At 44.5% G+C, this 13,647-nt stretch carries 13 protein-coding genes and 1 pseudogene; 7 read left to right on the top strand and 7 right to left on the bottom strand.

Annotated elements, in window-relative coordinates; all coding sequences use genetic code 11:
- Positions 1-734: 734 nt before the first annotated feature.
- The 5 genes from PWYN_RS04325 to PWYN_RS04305 form a co-directional block, all read right to left on the bottom strand.
- Positions 735-980 carry a hypothetical protein gene (locus PWYN_RS04325; RefSeq protein WP_036648907.1) on the bottom strand — a complete coding sequence of 82 codons (246 nt, stop codon included), beginning with the start codon at positions 978-980 and terminating at the stop codon, positions 735-737.
- Positions 981-983: 3 nt separating this feature from the next.
- A complete protein-coding gene (locus tag PWYN_RS04320; protein ID WP_036648905.1) occupies positions 984-1,220 on the bottom strand; it encodes a response regulator in 237 nt (78 codons plus the stop codon).
- A gap of 514 nt (positions 1,221-1,734) precedes the next feature.
- Positions 1,735-2,931 carry an MFS transporter gene (locus tag PWYN_RS04315; protein ID WP_036648902.1) on the bottom strand — a complete coding sequence of 399 codons (1,197 nt, stop codon included), beginning with the start codon at positions 2,929-2,931 and terminating at the stop codon, positions 1,735-1,737.
- A 95-nt stretch (positions 2,932-3,026) separates the two neighbouring features.
- On the bottom strand, positions 3,027-3,623 hold the full coding sequence (locus tag PWYN_RS04310; protein ID WP_036648900.1) for a TetR/AcrR family transcriptional regulator: 597 nt from the start codon (positions 3,621-3,623) through the stop codon (positions 3,027-3,029).
- A gap of 181 nt (positions 3,624-3,804) precedes the next feature.
- The gene (locus PWYN_RS04305) at positions 3,805-4,458 is read right to left on the bottom strand and encodes a GntR family transcriptional regulator (RefSeq protein ID WP_036648895.1); all 654 of its coding nucleotides are present in this window, start codon (positions 4,456-4,458) and stop codon (positions 3,805-3,807) included.
- A 171-nt stretch (positions 4,459-4,629) separates the two neighbouring features.
- Between PWYN_RS04305 and uxuA the strand changes: the two genes are divergently transcribed.
- Genes uxuA through uxaC form a run of 3 tightly spaced genes read left to right on the top strand, consistent with a single transcriptional unit; the run spans position 4,630 to position 8,744 of the window.
- Complete coding sequence (gene uxuA / locus PWYN_RS04300; RefSeq protein ID WP_036648893.1) at positions 4,630-5,706, top strand: mannonate dehydratase; 1,077 nt, start codon at positions 4,630-4,632, stop codon at positions 5,704-5,706.
- Entirely contained in the window at positions 5,706-7,313 is a 1,608-nt protein-coding gene (locus PWYN_RS04295; RefSeq protein WP_036648891.1) for a mannitol dehydrogenase family protein, read from the top strand. The genes uxuA and PWYN_RS04295 overlap by 1 nt, the downstream gene beginning before the upstream one ends.
- A gap of 18 nt (positions 7,314-7,331) precedes the next feature.
- Positions 7,332-8,744, top strand: a complete 1,413-nt coding sequence (gene uxaC, locus PWYN_RS04290; protein WP_036648889.1) for a glucuronate isomerase — start codon at positions 7,332-7,334, stop codon at positions 8,742-8,744.
- Between the two features lies 1 nt (position 8,745).
- On the opposite strand, the pseudogene PWYN_RS29060 reads toward uxaC, so the two are convergent.
- Positions 8,746-8,844 (bottom strand): annotated as a pseudogene (locus PWYN_RS29060) (formylglycine-generating enzyme family protein); the annotation flags it as partial.
- A 451-nt stretch (positions 8,845-9,295) separates the two neighbouring features.
- Between PWYN_RS29060 and PWYN_RS04285 the strand changes: the two are divergent.
- From PWYN_RS04285 to PWYN_RS04270, 4 genes are all read left to right on the top strand, one after another.
- On the top strand, positions 9,296-9,919 hold the full coding sequence (locus PWYN_RS04285) for a hypothetical protein (protein WP_036648887.1): 624 nt from the start codon (positions 9,296-9,298) through the stop codon (positions 9,917-9,919).
- A gap of 145 nt (positions 9,920-10,064) precedes the next feature.
- Positions 10,065-11,180: a mandelate racemase/muconate lactonizing enzyme family protein gene (locus PWYN_RS04280; protein ID WP_036648885.1), complete on the top strand. Its 1,116-nt coding sequence runs from the start codon at positions 10,065-10,067 to the stop codon at positions 11,178-11,180.
- 99 nt (positions 11,181-11,279) lie between these two features.
- Positions 11,280-11,465, top strand: a complete 186-nt coding sequence (locus PWYN_RS04275; protein WP_157261083.1) for a hypothetical protein — start codon at positions 11,280-11,282, stop codon at positions 11,463-11,465.
- A 555-nt stretch (positions 11,466-12,020) separates the two neighbouring features.
- Positions 12,021-12,380: a hypothetical protein gene (locus tag PWYN_RS04270; RefSeq protein WP_157261082.1), complete on the top strand. Its 360-nt coding sequence runs from the start codon at positions 12,021-12,023 to the stop codon at positions 12,378-12,380.
- A gap of 429 nt (positions 12,381-12,809) precedes the next feature.
- Here the strand turns inward: PWYN_RS04270 and PWYN_RS04265 are convergent, their stop codons facing one another.
- Positions 12,810-13,634, bottom strand: coding sequence for a carbonic anhydrase (locus PWYN_RS04265; RefSeq protein ID WP_157261081.1), 825 nt, complete (start codon positions 13,632-13,634; stop codon positions 12,810-12,812).
- Positions 13,635-13,647 lie beyond the last annotated feature (13 nt).

Raw genomic sequence — 13,647 nt, 5'->3', positions numbered from 1 at the left:
AATAGTTCTGAAGTTCTTCCAAATCAAAGGATACATTTAGAACCGATTCTAAACAATATAGGATGAACTTAAGATATTAACATAAGGCTCAGGCGTCACTACAGTAAAGATTTGGATTTCCGGCCGCTGTTGTCGTAAGATTTTCTTAGATTTAACCCGGTTTATAGCGTTTGAAATCCGGATACAGCTCATGCTTTCAGAGCGATCTTTCCTACGGAAAGCTTTCGGGCAGTTGGTATCGCGCCTACAGTTCCAAATTTGTTCAGCTTATTTAGTAGGAATTTTTCCTACTAATTTAGGGTTTGAATCCCCTATCGAGTTATTTAGTGGTAATAATTTCCTCTACATTTAGGTTTTAGCCTCAAAAAGCCTCCATGTGGGTAATTCTCTTGCATTTAGAGGTAATAATTCCCTCAAAATGCTGATTACAAGGTTTTATATGTGATTTACAGGGGGATTTTCCCTCTAAATTTTATTTGCCACGGATTCAGACTCCTGGTAGCAAACTGGATCTAAAACAAACTTGTAATAATCCGTTACTCGAGAACATCATTCCAATCTGTTGAGTCGTTCTTCCCGCGTTGTCCTACATGAACACCTCCGTATGGCTGCTTGTGGTTGGGAGTTCGAAGTACACATTTACCGTAGTTGCTACCACACTCCCTAAGAGTAAATCTCAAGTACAATATATATAGAGGAAGTTTCATTGTCCTGAACGGGAAAATAGACTGAAATTAGTTTTTTACCTCAACAATGATGGACCGAGACTGGTCCTTCAGCTGGGATATGGTCACTGTAGGCTGGCGAATATAGAAGGCAAAGAAGTCATGGATAAGCTCAACTACCTTGGGTGTATTTCCAGATTCCAGAAAAAAGAGCAGATCAGGCACTCGATCCCATAATAGAACATCGGATGCCTGATTGTCCAAACTGAAATGGTAATAGAGACCATAATCGGTTATCGTCCGCCGGCGGTTCAATTGCTATGATGGTTTCCTGATTGGCTGCTGGTGAACACCTAATATAAGATTGAGAAGTGTCTGCAGATCTGCATGGGAACTGTTCGATTCTTTCTCTAGATCTTTAAGTATATTTTCCTTCTGAAGCGATTGTTCATTATCTATAGCACTGACAGCTTTCTTCACGGCAAGCTGGATTTCTTCTCTGCTGAAAGGCTTCAATAAATAATCAACGACCTTGGCGGTTATAGCTTCTTGCATATATTGAAAATCGGAATGCCCGCTGATAACAATAATCTTTTTGTCCGGGATAATTCCGTTGTAGAACCTTCAGCAAAGACTTCCCGTCGGCTCGGTTAAAGGTTAATTCAAATTCATATGATACTATTAAAATGGATGTGGTATCTGCCCGTTATACGGGGATATCACATCCATTTTGTTTATCTAGTGATTGCTGAAATACCCTACACCATGGGTAGAGGATAAAGATCGCCAGCTTCTACACTTCACACCTCTGTGCTGCGGACTGTATGAACTAGACTAATAAGTAGACACGGTAAATGCAACCTAACGTTATAGCAAAGAAATCCGTCGAATGGCCCTCGGATGATGGATTCCGCCAAATGAGATGTAAAAGTGCAATTGAATCGCCCGCGGATGGGGGATTTGGCTCTGTCCGTATACGAACGGGTTCTCTCTTTTAGGTTAGGCAAGCCTCTTGGTCAACCCCCAATTTTGAGATAAAGCCAGCAGTATCACGTGGATTAGAAGCTATTTAATATTGATTGTAAGGAACCTCTTTCGATTTAAAGGAAATCAGGAATCCAAATATTAGAATGATTGCAGCCACTAGATATGGATAGGAGATATTGAAGTCAAATAGTACTCCCGCTATCAAGGGACCCACAATGTTACCCAAGCTGGTAAAAGCTGAATTTAGCCCTGCTACATAGCCCTGTTGATTATCGGCGAATTTGGACATCTGTGTGCCGATAGCGGGGCGCAGAATATCAATCGAGAGAAATAAAACGAATGTGACGGCAACGATTAACCAAAAGGTGTTGGCGAACACCGCTAGGAAGATGAAGAGAGCGGAAATAAAGAGGCTAACCGTGATGACTTTTTTCTCTCCGAAGCGATTAATAATCCAACCAAAAATGGTAACCTGAACGATGGCCCCGGAGATCGAACCGAATGTAATGATGAAGGCGATATCCTTTGGCGTAAAGCCAAATTTATGATCGACGAAGAGACCAAAGACGGTTTCAAAGTTCGCTAGACCGAAGGAAGCGATAAAGACGACGATCAGGCTGATAAAATAAGGAGCATGAAAGGAACTGGCAAGCTGCCGTAGCAGACCGGATTGTGCTTGGTTGTCCGTAGCATTCATATCCTTGGTATGCCCGGTCTTCGAAACTTGGGGGAGAAATAAAGCGGTAACCGTCATGGCAAGTAATCCACCTACCGCGGCTACGTAGAAGGGAACCCGAACACCGAATTCCGCCAGATATCCGCCAATTCCTGGGCCGATAATGAAGCCGGTGGTAATGGCCGCATTAATAAAGCCCATCCCTTTGCCGCGTTCTTCGTCACTTGTGATATCGGCCGTATAGGCCATGACGGCGGGCATGACAAGTGCGGCGCTGACACCGCCCAACATTCTGGCTAGAAAGAGGAGAGGTATCGAACTAACGGCGCCGAACATCCATTCCGAGAGGGCAAATAGCAGCATACCGGCTAAAATAATCTTTTTGCGGCCGATAGAGTCGGAAAGTCGCCCAGCAATCGCCGAGAACAAGAGTTGTGTAATCGAGAAAGCCGCTACCAAGAGACCAAGCAGGCTTCCATTAATATGAAGCAGATTCATATAACTGGGCATAATCGGAATGATCAGCCCAATCCCAGTGAAAATAATGAAGATATTAAGCATGAGAATAGCCAAGGCCCCACGATTTCTAAGAAGTAACGACATTTTTTGAGCCTCCACATTATATAATACTGAACGTTCGTTTTGTATTCAACTCTATTGAACGTAGAGCAGCTTAGGACTTCACTTCAAAGTGCTCTTTATTTAAAGGCAACACCATTTAAAAAGACTGTAATTGCATCTTTATAAAGTGCCCGTGTCTTTTCGGGAGTATGGGTTCGCCGTGATAATTGATTCGCCCCGAAAAAGAGAGCTTCCAGTATATAAGCAAGACGTTCAGCATCATTCGGGACAAATTCGCCGTGATCCATTCCTTCTTGCAGCAGTTTCCGATTGAATTCCAGATGTCCAGTCATCATTTCGTTCATTCTGGATTCTACCTCAGAGGTTTTCTCTTCATGATGGAAAAACTCATCGGCAGCCTTAGTTAGCGGATGGTTCAAATCGTCGTTGGCCAGGTGTTCGGCCATACCGTAGAGCTTCTCTACAGATGTCTTATAGAGGTGCTCGCTTTGCTCCCAGTTAAGGCTCCATTCGCGGTCCCACTCTTCGATTAAATAAAGAAACAGACCTTCCTTGCTTTTGAAGTGGTAGTAGATATTGCCCTTACTGCTTCCAGTCGCACCTACAATATCTTCGATTGAGGTAGCTTTATAGCCCTTTTGAACAAACAGTGCTCGGGATGCTCCCGCAACTTTTTTCTTAGTCTGTTCACTTTGTAGCTGTTTCTGGTTCATGTCTATCACTCCAGTTGATAAAGTATACCGAACGTTCGTTCAGTATTATAACATGGTCTTTATTGATGGGCAAGTTGGTCTTCATGCCCCGCTGAAGGGAAATGATGCCCAGGCAACGATGTACCATAAAAAGACGACATTTATTCGCCAAGATTCGGATGACTCGAGAATCATACGAGATCTAAGCTTTGATATATTCAGAGAAATTCTCTTGCAAATACAACGTATTAATATCTTCCCGCAGATGGTGATGGATCAGCTCATCGATTTTATCAGTTTCCTTGTTCATCATATATTCGAGAATACTTTGATGTTCTTTGTAAATGGCCTCGAGTTTTTCCTTCCTAAGCATATGCAGCCTGCGATATCTTACATAATGCACATTGGATTGCTGAATTAAATTCCACAGGAATTCCCGCCCGGCAAGTTTGAACAGGGTCTTGTGAAATTCATCATCCAGGTTAAGGAATTGTTCCGCAGCATCTTCTTGATGGATGACGGCTTGCTGCTTATCCAATATCTCCTTAAGTTCATGCATACCTTTGAGTAAGAGATGGGTGGAAAGATACTTTATAATCTCTTTTTCCAAAACACTTCTCAAATAAATAATCTGTTCAACAGACTCTAGATCAATAAATGAAACCAGATTTCCTTTTTTAGGATAGATATCGGTATAGGATTCAAGACTGAGTTGTTTCAGCACATCACGCAATGGGGTTCTTGAGATTTGAAAGCGTTCGGACAAGACGGTCTCACTCAGTATTGTGCCGGGCTTTAGCGCCAGGGTAAGAATTTCATTCTTTAGTGAATTCATGATTTCTTCTTTGGTAGACATTTTGCTCCTGCTCCATTAACGTTTTTTTAACTAGTATACATCAAATTCAATGTGAAATACAGGTTATCTTAAGTGTGTGAAAAAGATGCATTGACAACTCGATATTATATATTCTATGATCAAATAAATCTTGTATACAAGATATGCGAGAGACTTGAGGAGGATCTAATAATGAACATGACGTGGAGATGGTATGGGGAAGGAAATGACAACATCACTCTGGATCATATTCGGCAAATTCCGGGTGTTATGGGTATCGTCTGGTCTTTGCATGATAAAATGGCCGGCGAGGTATGGGAGATGGAACGTATTCAGGAAGTGGCGGATCAAATCACCAGCAAAGGCTTCAGCACAGCGGTAGTAGAGAGCGTAAACGTTCATGATGATATCAAAATCGGCTTGCCGAGCCGCGATAAATATATCGATATTTATATTGATACGATCCGCAAACTGTCCAAAGTAGGCGTTAAAGTCATTTGCTATAATTTCATGCCGGTATTCGACTGGACACGTACGGAGCTCTATAAGGAACTTCCCGATGGCTCGAATGCCCTCTTTTTTGAAAAGGCTGCCATTACTGACAATCCACGAGAAATGGTGGATCGGATTCTGAAAGGTGCCGGACAGTTCACGATGCCGGGTTGGGAGCCGGAACGGTTGGCAAAGCTGGATGAACTATTCGCGGCCTACGCGGATGTTACGGAAGAGAAGCTATTTGAGAACCTGAAATACTTTTTGGAGCGGATTATTCCGGTGTGTGAAGAAGTGGACATTAAAATGGCTATTCACCCTGACGATCCGGCCTGGCCGATCTTTGGTTTGCCGCGCATTATTCGCAGCCGTGATACGATCCGACGCTTCCTAGATATGGTCGATAGCCCGTATAACGGTCTGACCTTCTGTACGGGATCGCTTGGAACGAATCCGGAGAATGATCTACCTGCGATGATCCGCGAGTTCCATGACCGTATTTATTTTGCCCATATCCGTAATGTGAAGGTGTATGAGAACGGTGACTTCATTGAGGTGTCCCACCGCGGACGAGATGGTAGCGTGGATGTGGCGGAAGTTGTTAAAGCCTATCATGAGAATGGATTTACCGGTTATGTGCGTCCGGACCACGGCCGGCATTTATGGGGTGAGGAAAAGAACTGTCGTCCAGGCTACGGCTTGTATGACAGAGCCATGGGAATTATGTATTTGCTAGGCGTGTGGGACAGCCTTGATAATGCTAAGGAGGCGAAGTAATGCTGCGCCTATCCCGAAGCAGTATCTCCGATGAATCAGCCTGGAAGGCTGCGGGCGTTGAACTTCCAAGGTTCGACTATGAGCAGGTGGCGAAGAACACTGTCGTGAAACCGGAATGGGTTCATTTCGGTGCAGGTAATATTTTTCGAGGGCTCGTTGCGAACGCCCATCAGAAGCTGCTGGATAGTGGTAAAGCGGTTACAGGTATTATCGCAGCTGAAACGTTCGACTTTGAAATGATTGACAAGGTCTATAAGCCTTACGACAACCTAACCCTTCTGGTGTTAATGAATGCACGCGGTGATTTTCAGAAGAAAGTGGTCAGCAGTATCGTGGAAGGAATCGCTGCGGATAAGAATCGGGAGGCGGATTACAGCCGTCTGACCGAAGTTTTCGAGAATCCCAGTCTGCAGATGGCAAGCTTCACCATTACGGAAAAAGGGTACTCTTTGACCAGTCCGAACGGCCAGTACCTAGGCATCGTGGAGAAGGACATCGAGAAGGGTCCCGAGGAGCCGATTCATGTGATGAGCATCGTGGCTTCGCTGGTCTATCGTCGTTACTTAAAAGGCCAATATCCTATGACCTTTGTTAGTATGGATAACTGTTCCCATAACGGGGATAAGCTGAAGAACGGCGTCGTAACTGTCGCCAAAGAGTGGACCAAGAAAGGTTTAGTTGAAGAAGGATTCGTGGCCTACCTTGAGGATGAGAGCAAAATTGCCTTCCCGCTGTCCATGATTGATAAGATTACTCCGCGACCTTCGGAAACGGTGCAGGCAGCGCTTCTGGAGCAGGGGATTGGCGATATGGATATAGTTATCACGTCCAAAAACACCTATACCGCTCCATTCGTAAACGCGGAGATCAGTGAATACCTGATCATTGAGGATAAATTTACAAACGGACGGCCACCGCTTGAGAAAGCAGGAATTATATTTACAGACAGGGATACGGTCAACAAGGTGGAAACGATGAAGGTAACCACTTGTCTGAATCCACTGCACACCGCACTTGCTGTGTCCGGCTGTCTACTAGGTTACACGCTGATTGCGGATGAGATGAAGGATGATATCTTGCGGAGATTCGTAGAGATTATAGGTTACACCGAAGGTTTACCGGTCGTTGTGGACCCGGGTATCCTCAGTCCGAAGCAGTTCCTGGACGAGGTGATTCAGGAGAGGTTCGCCAATCCATTTATTCCAGACACTCCACAGCGAATTGCTACCGACACTTCACAAAAGGTGGGTATCCGTTTTGGTGAAACGATTAAATCATATATTCGCAGGGATGACCTCGATCCGGCCGATCTGACCGCGATCCCGCTGGCTATTGCCGTCTGGTGCCGATATCTTCTCGGAGTGGATGACGAAGGCAAGCCCTTCGCTCTGAGTTCAGACCCGCTGCTGGACACACTTCAGGGACATTTGTACGGGGTTTCTCTGGGAGGAACTACATCAAACGTGCGCGCGATACTCCAAGATGAGAAGCTCTTTGGCGTTCCTTTGTATACAATCGGCCTCGGAGACAAGATTGAGGGTATGTTCCATGAAATGCTGGCGGGTCCGGGAGCTGTGCGAGGAACATTGGAGAAATATCTGCAATAAGGATAAAGGAGCACAAGGATGAAGACTTTTATTCATGAGGATTTTCTGCTGCAGTCTGAGGAAGCGCGAATACTTTACCATGAGTATGCTGAAGCTCTGCCCATTATCGATTATCACTGTCATCTGGATCCAAAGGCCATTGCAGAAAATAAACGGTTCAACAGCATTACCGATGTCTGGCTGGGTGGAGACCATTATAAATGGCGAGCGTTAAGAACATTCGGGATTGATGAGAACTATATTACCGGTACTGCCTCGGATAAAGAAAAGTTTGCAAAATGGAGCGAGGTCTTGCCGTATACCATCGGCAATCCGCTGTTTCATTGGTCGGCGCTGGAGCTGAAAAGATATTTTGGCGTGGAGGAACAGCTAAATCCAGGTAACTGGCAGGATATTTATGATCACTGCAATCAATTGATCGCACAGGACAGCTTCACGCCGCAGGCGCTGATCACTCGTTCTAAGGTGAAATGGATCTGTACCACGGATGATCCGGTGGATGATCTGCGTTATCATAAACAAATCGGAGAGCAAAAGGACTTCAATACTGGAGTTTCACCGACGTTCCGGCCGGATAAAGCGCTGCTGATTGAATTGGCTTCCTTTACGGAGTATGTATCCAGCTTGGAACAAAAGGTAGGGTATGCTATAAATACCTATGCATTAATGGAACGCGCCCTGCTGGAGAGAATTGATTATTTTCACATGAATGGATGTATGATCTCCGACCACGGGTTCTCGCACCTGCCTTATGCTGAAGCACCGTCATCCATATTGGAGAGCATCTTCAGCAGTCGTCTGAGGGGTGAAACTTTAAGCAGACTGGAATGCGATCAATACGCTACCGCGTTATTCCTGGCCATGGGCCGGAAATATGCCGCTTACGGCTGGGCGATGCAGCTGCATATCGGAGCGATCCGCAATCCGAATACGAGGATGTTCCATGAACGGGGTCCGGATACGGGATACGACATCATCGGAGACAGGAACTATGCCGACAGCTTATACAAGCTGCTCGATGAGCTTGAACGAACCGGTGAACTTCCCAAGACGATTCTATATAATCTGAATCCGGCACAGAATGATGTACTGGCTGCGATGATAGGATCTTTTCAGGGCGGCGGGATTAAGGGGAAGATACAGTTTGGCTCGGGCTGGTGGTATAACGACCAGAAAGACGGGATGATCAAACAATTGACTTCGCTTTCTAATCTTGGGTTGTTGAGCTGTTTCGTAGGGATGCTTACAGATTCAAGGTCCTTTCTTTCCTATACACGTCATGAGTATTTCCGCCGAATTTTATGTAACCTCATCGGTGGTTGGGTCAAGAATGGGGAAGTTCCGGGAGATATCGCTTTTCTAGGTCGTATCGTGCAGGATATCTGCTTCAATAATGCCAAGAGCTATTTCCGATTCATATCTCAGGTGTAAATCAATTCTTCTTGCTTTGAAAATAAGTTCGAGCGAGGCGGAATCCAAGGTCGTCAATGGAAAATGAGGGGTGACTGCGACGACGGCATGTTGCCCCGCAATTCCAAGAAACATTTACAACCCGTTCTATCATCTCTTAATTCTATCTCCCCCCCTGGAATTTCCTTCATTTCAATCGACATGCTGCCACCTCCTTAAAAGAGTTAATCGTACCACCATCTCCAGTAGGCCATAGACAGCCCCGCCCTATGCGAATCAGCCACTTTTCATGTACCCTAACCTGTTCCCGTGTTCAAAGATTTTCACTATGCCTTGAATATCTTCCTTATAACCCGCAGAGACTACCTCTTGTAGAATGCCCTCAGGGCCAGACACGTTGATTGATACCTGAATGTAACACGTTAGAGAATAAGATAACCTTTGTCAAGGCACAAGGCAATCCCATTAATAGAGTTAGGGAACTATATCAATTATTGTTAGAATATTGTTTATTTTACATAATGCCAGTTCCAAGTGTTGGATGGTATGATAAGAGGCGGGGTGAATATAACATGAATAATGAGACAACAAACGAGGATGTTAATAGTAATGAAGGTGCCATGTCCGAAGAAAATTGGGCGGAGCTAATAAAAGCGGTTTACCATAACGGCCTTGTAGCTTTGAATAAGCACTTACACGGTGTTGAGGGGCAAGTATTGACTTTCGAGGCTTACGGCCCTGTTTTTGTCTATCATGTAAAAGATGATTCGAACAATGTTTATTCCTGCGGTTTTTTTCTACGCGAGTTGATAGCTAGGTTCCAATCGGGGAATGATCCGGCAGTTTGGATGACTTCTTTCTACGTTGATCTGATGAAGACCAAGGGTGGTAAGGGACTTCCGCAACCGCCTTCAAATGAAGACGAAGCCAAAGCGGTGATAGACAAGGTACTAGTTCCCCAGTGTATAGAAGCTGTCCGTGAGGAATTTGCTCCTGAGCAGGTACATGCGGGACTAACTTGGAATGAAGATATTGGTCCGGCCTTCGAAGTAGGATTTCCGGCGATTACTGAAGGTAATAACGTATGTGCTATGCCTATACACTTATTGCTTACACATCTGCAATTGAACCGAGATCCAGCTGAGTTGCTGCTTCAAGGCTTGTACAACATCCGTAAAGAACATGGAATGGAGTAAAGGTAATACTTCAAGATTCGCGTCATAATAATTCTTCTAAAAGAACGGCAGAGATGCCGTTCTTTTGTTTTTACAAGTATAAGGAATTATCTCATTTGCCATACTATGGTCAACCTACCTGCTGCATGTACTAAGGAGTGATCTATTGAATATTGCAAGAGTCGATACTTTCCCTTTATATTATCCCCTCAAGCAGCCTTATGGCGATGCTAACGGCTACAAGAACTACCGAAGCAACTTCTTATTTCGCATCACAACCCAATCGGGAATTATAGGCTGGGGGGAGTGTGTAGATTGGCTTCCCGCTCTAAAGGCCGGGTTTGAAGGCAAGATTATCCCTTATCTGATAGGCAAACAGGCTTTGAACCGAGTTCAATTGGTGAACCATATTAAGCAGTGGCATCAGCGTGCGGCCTCCGGAGTGAGTATGGCACTAACAGAAATTGCAGCGAAATATTCTGGGCTTTCTGTCTGTGAGTTATGGGGAGGAAGCTGGAGGGATTCGGTACCTGTATATGCTTCGTTTCAGTCCTACTCTTATCAGACCGATTGGGTGAAGCATTCTCTGGATCTCGTGAAGAAATCAGTGATTTCCGGTTTCACTCAAATCAAAGTTAAAGTAGGCGGCAAACCCTTCAAGGAAGATCAGTCCCATATTCAGAAACTCCAAGGACTATTATCCGGTTCATGCGAAATGATTTTGGATGCGAACCAAAGCTACGATTTCTCATCGGCCCGCGAGTGGGAAAAGGACTTTTCGAAATGGGATAACATTCTTTGGTTCGAAGAGCCGCTACCCATGAACCGGGTAGGAGATTATAAAATGCTGCGGACAATCCTTTCTGTCCCTATCGCCGGGGGAGAAAACTTAAGAAACTCTGAAGAATTCCTCCCCCTTTTGCGAGAAGGAGCCATTGATATTACTCAACCGGACCCGGCTCATGAAGCCGGCATTGACGATTACAGACATACGCTGTTCATTTCCCGCTTGTTCGGTCTTCGGACATCACCGCATACCTTTGATGGCGGATTATCTCGACTATATGCTTTATTTGCACAAGCTTGCCTGCCTCCCTGGAGCAAAATGGAGAACAAAGAAATCGAACCTGTTGAATGGGACGTGATGGATAACCCGTTGACTTCCATTACCCCTATTGAAGCAGTAGGTGGAAAGGTGAAGCTCCCTATTGGTGTGGGAATCGGCATGGAATTGGATGAGGAGATTCTGAAGCGGTACCGATGGGATGGATCGGTATATTAAGAACTTATAGCGTGGACTATGAATAACAGTGATTTCCCTCGTGCATAGTAAAGACGAACTCTGATCATGAAATGGAATAAGAAGGGAAGGATGTTGAACATGAAAGATATGAAAATGAAAGTAAATAAACAGAAAGCCATTGAGGCGGACATTTTAAATTTTCACGACGTTACAGATGACGCCATCGGAGATGTGCCTGCAACGACGAATGTTGATGAAGCAATGGAAGCTTTAACCTCACATATCAATAAATACGATGTACCGGATGAGTTAGAGGAAAAATAGTGAAAGTGTAAAGCGTGCGCAGGCTAACCTGTTGCGCGCTTTTTATATGAGTACTTTAGAAGGTTTGGCACCAGCATAGAGGATTCTCTCCACCACAATGCGGGCAAGACCCTTACGTACTTTCATATCCGCTCACTTTCCGCTCCAGGAACACACACTGCATTTAATGATCTCCTATAGGGTCCAGCGCATTCTGGATAACGATCATAAGTAGTATAATAAATCCTTCAGCTAACGTAGTTCGGAATTATGGGGCTACATCCTTCTTAGGGTTCTTTTTTGGGTTGAACGTTCGGAATAGTTGTAGTTTCTACATCTAAAAACACTGTTTTCGATGTTACCGCCGCTTTAAGTGTATTTTCTGCAACTATATTCTGTGAAAAAGGTGAATAGCTGTGTTCTTTCGAAATATAGTTGCAGAAAATACAACTAAAGGGAATCTGTTGAGGAATTCATCGGAAATAGGTGTAGAGAGTGCAACTATTTTATTTGTGATTCATTGGTATAGCGACATTGTATGACCTTTCTGCTAAGTTTAATGTGAGTTTTTAATTTGTGGGCATTGATTTGAAAGTGAGATCCTTATCCGTTGTGATTGCTGTAGCATGCATCGTGATCGTGCTGATATTCGTACTGCCCTTATTGTTGCTTGGGGGGAGTCAGATGTTCGAAAATCTGTTCTACAGTGAACAAAAAGAAAGCCGGTTGGCAGAAGAATATTTAACGAAAAAGTACGGGAAATCATTTACGGTTAAAACTAATACGGTTTTATTCAAGCAGACGTTTGGAGTTTCCACTATGAAAGCCTACCCGAATGATAGTCCCGACACTGTATTCAACATTGATGTCTACCATGAGAAGGTACGGATTTACCATGACAACTATGTGCTTAACCGATCCTTTGGCCCCTTCTGAATTCTGTTTTAACAACGAGCCCTTTTGACTACGACGTTGACTACGAAGACGCAGATTTCTCCTCAGTAGTATATAAAATTCCTTATGTGAAGAAATCCGATTGGCAGGAACATTTGCCGGATTACCGAAGTGAGCCCCTTCAAATCAATCTGTTTACCCAGTGGAAGGTGGAGAATAAGCCGAATTCAGAGAATGAGGAAAAAATACATAAGGAAAAACGACAAACTAAGGAGTACTCCCTTACGCCGGAATCAGGTAAATGAATGCTCGTTCTCTCTTGAAGCCTTCAATGAGACTCAAAGTATCACGAATTATATTGCAGCCGAATGTTCAGATCTTAGTGAAATTGCGTTTTAATTTACAAGCTTTCGGGACAAAGAGAAAAAAGACAAAAAGCCTCGCAAATGGTCTGCTAGGCTTTTTGTTATTTTAATTATCAGTATCCACTTCCCGCGCACCAAGCGGTTGAACGGGACGATTATCATGAGGGAAAATGGCTTTAAACTTGTTGATTTGCTCCGCGGACCATGGAACAGGGCTTTCCAGGACGATCCATTGGACGCCTTCGGTACATGGAGGCGTGGTTAGCGAGCCTTGGTAGCGGAAGGAATGAAGGTCTGCCGGAAGCAGTTTGTTCATGTCGAAGTCACCTTCGATCTCAACTCCTTCTTCGTTCTCCTCAGCCGGGATCATCGACCAAATTTTATTCAACTCGGCATTTTCGGCGCCTTTAGTGATTAATACACTAAGAACGGCAAGCTTGCCTTCTTCATCTTTATGTACAAAGTGAAGCTCCATATCCGCATGACTACCGTTCACTTCATGCTCACTGGGGAGGTGAAAATGGAACTGCTGCAGCGTATACGTCTTTCCTTCGAGGGTGATCTTATTGTTCGAATTGTTAAGGTTAGCCTGGATCGTGTGGCCGTTATTGACAATAGATACCTTAGACGGGGAGTACTCCACCTTGATGGGGGATAGGCTCTCAACATCCTTTACCTTATCTTCGAGAATGTTAATTGGTGACTGTGCCTTACCGACTTTGCAGGTTGTAAACAGTTGATCCAGTTCAGCCCAGTGTTCGGGTGATGTATCCCCTTCGTAGGACCAGTGCGCTTTATGAACGCTTTTTGCCGGCGAGGTTTCTTGTTTCTCAACGGCCTTGTCTACCGCTTTTTCACTTCCGCATCCCGCCACCATGGACAAAATCATGATTGGGAACAGTACTCGAGTTAATCCCTTGGTAATGCTCACTCATACCCCAACT

Origin of the sequence: Paenibacillus wynnii, assembly GCF_000757885.1 — a bacterium.
Taxonomy (GTDB): domain Bacteria; phylum Bacillota; class Bacilli; order Paenibacillales; family Paenibacillaceae; genus Paenibacillus_AQ; species Paenibacillus_AQ wynnii.
This window is presented reverse-complemented; position numbering and strand designations above follow the sequence as displayed.

Bases quoted from the DNA above. Each gene is read 5' to 3' on its own strand.
- PWYN_RS04320 (WP_036648905.1), bottom strand. From the start codon at position 1,220: ATGCAAGAAGCTATAACCGCCAAGGTCGTTGATTATTTATTGAAGCCT.
- PWYN_RS04315 (WP_036648902.1), bottom strand. From the start codon at position 2,931: ATGTCGTTACTTCTTAGAAATCGTGGGGCCTTGGCTATTCTCATGCTT.
- PWYN_RS04310 (WP_036648900.1), bottom strand. From the start codon at position 3,623: ATGAACCAGAAACAGCTACAAAGTGAACAGACTAAGAAAAAAGTTGCG.
- PWYN_RS04305 (WP_036648895.1), bottom strand. From the start codon at position 4,458: ATGTCTACCAAAGAAGAAATCATGAATTCACTAAAGAATGAAATTCTT.
- uxuA (WP_036648893.1), top strand. From the start codon at position 4,630: ATGAACATGACGTGGAGATGGTATGGGGAAGGAAATGACAACATCACT.
- PWYN_RS04295 (WP_036648891.1), top strand. From the start codon at position 5,706: ATGCTGCGCCTATCCCGAAGCAGTATCTCCGATGAATCAGCCTGGAAG.
- uxaC (WP_036648889.1), top strand. From the start codon at position 7,332: ATGAAGACTTTTATTCATGAGGATTTTCTGCTGCAGTCTGAGGAAGCG.
- PWYN_RS04285 (WP_036648887.1), top strand. From the start codon at position 9,296: ATGAATAATGAGACAACAAACGAGGATGTTAATAGTAATGAAGGTGCC.
- PWYN_RS04275 (WP_157261083.1), top strand. From the start codon at position 11,280: ATGAAAGATATGAAAATGAAAGTAAATAAACAGAAAGCCATTGAGGCG.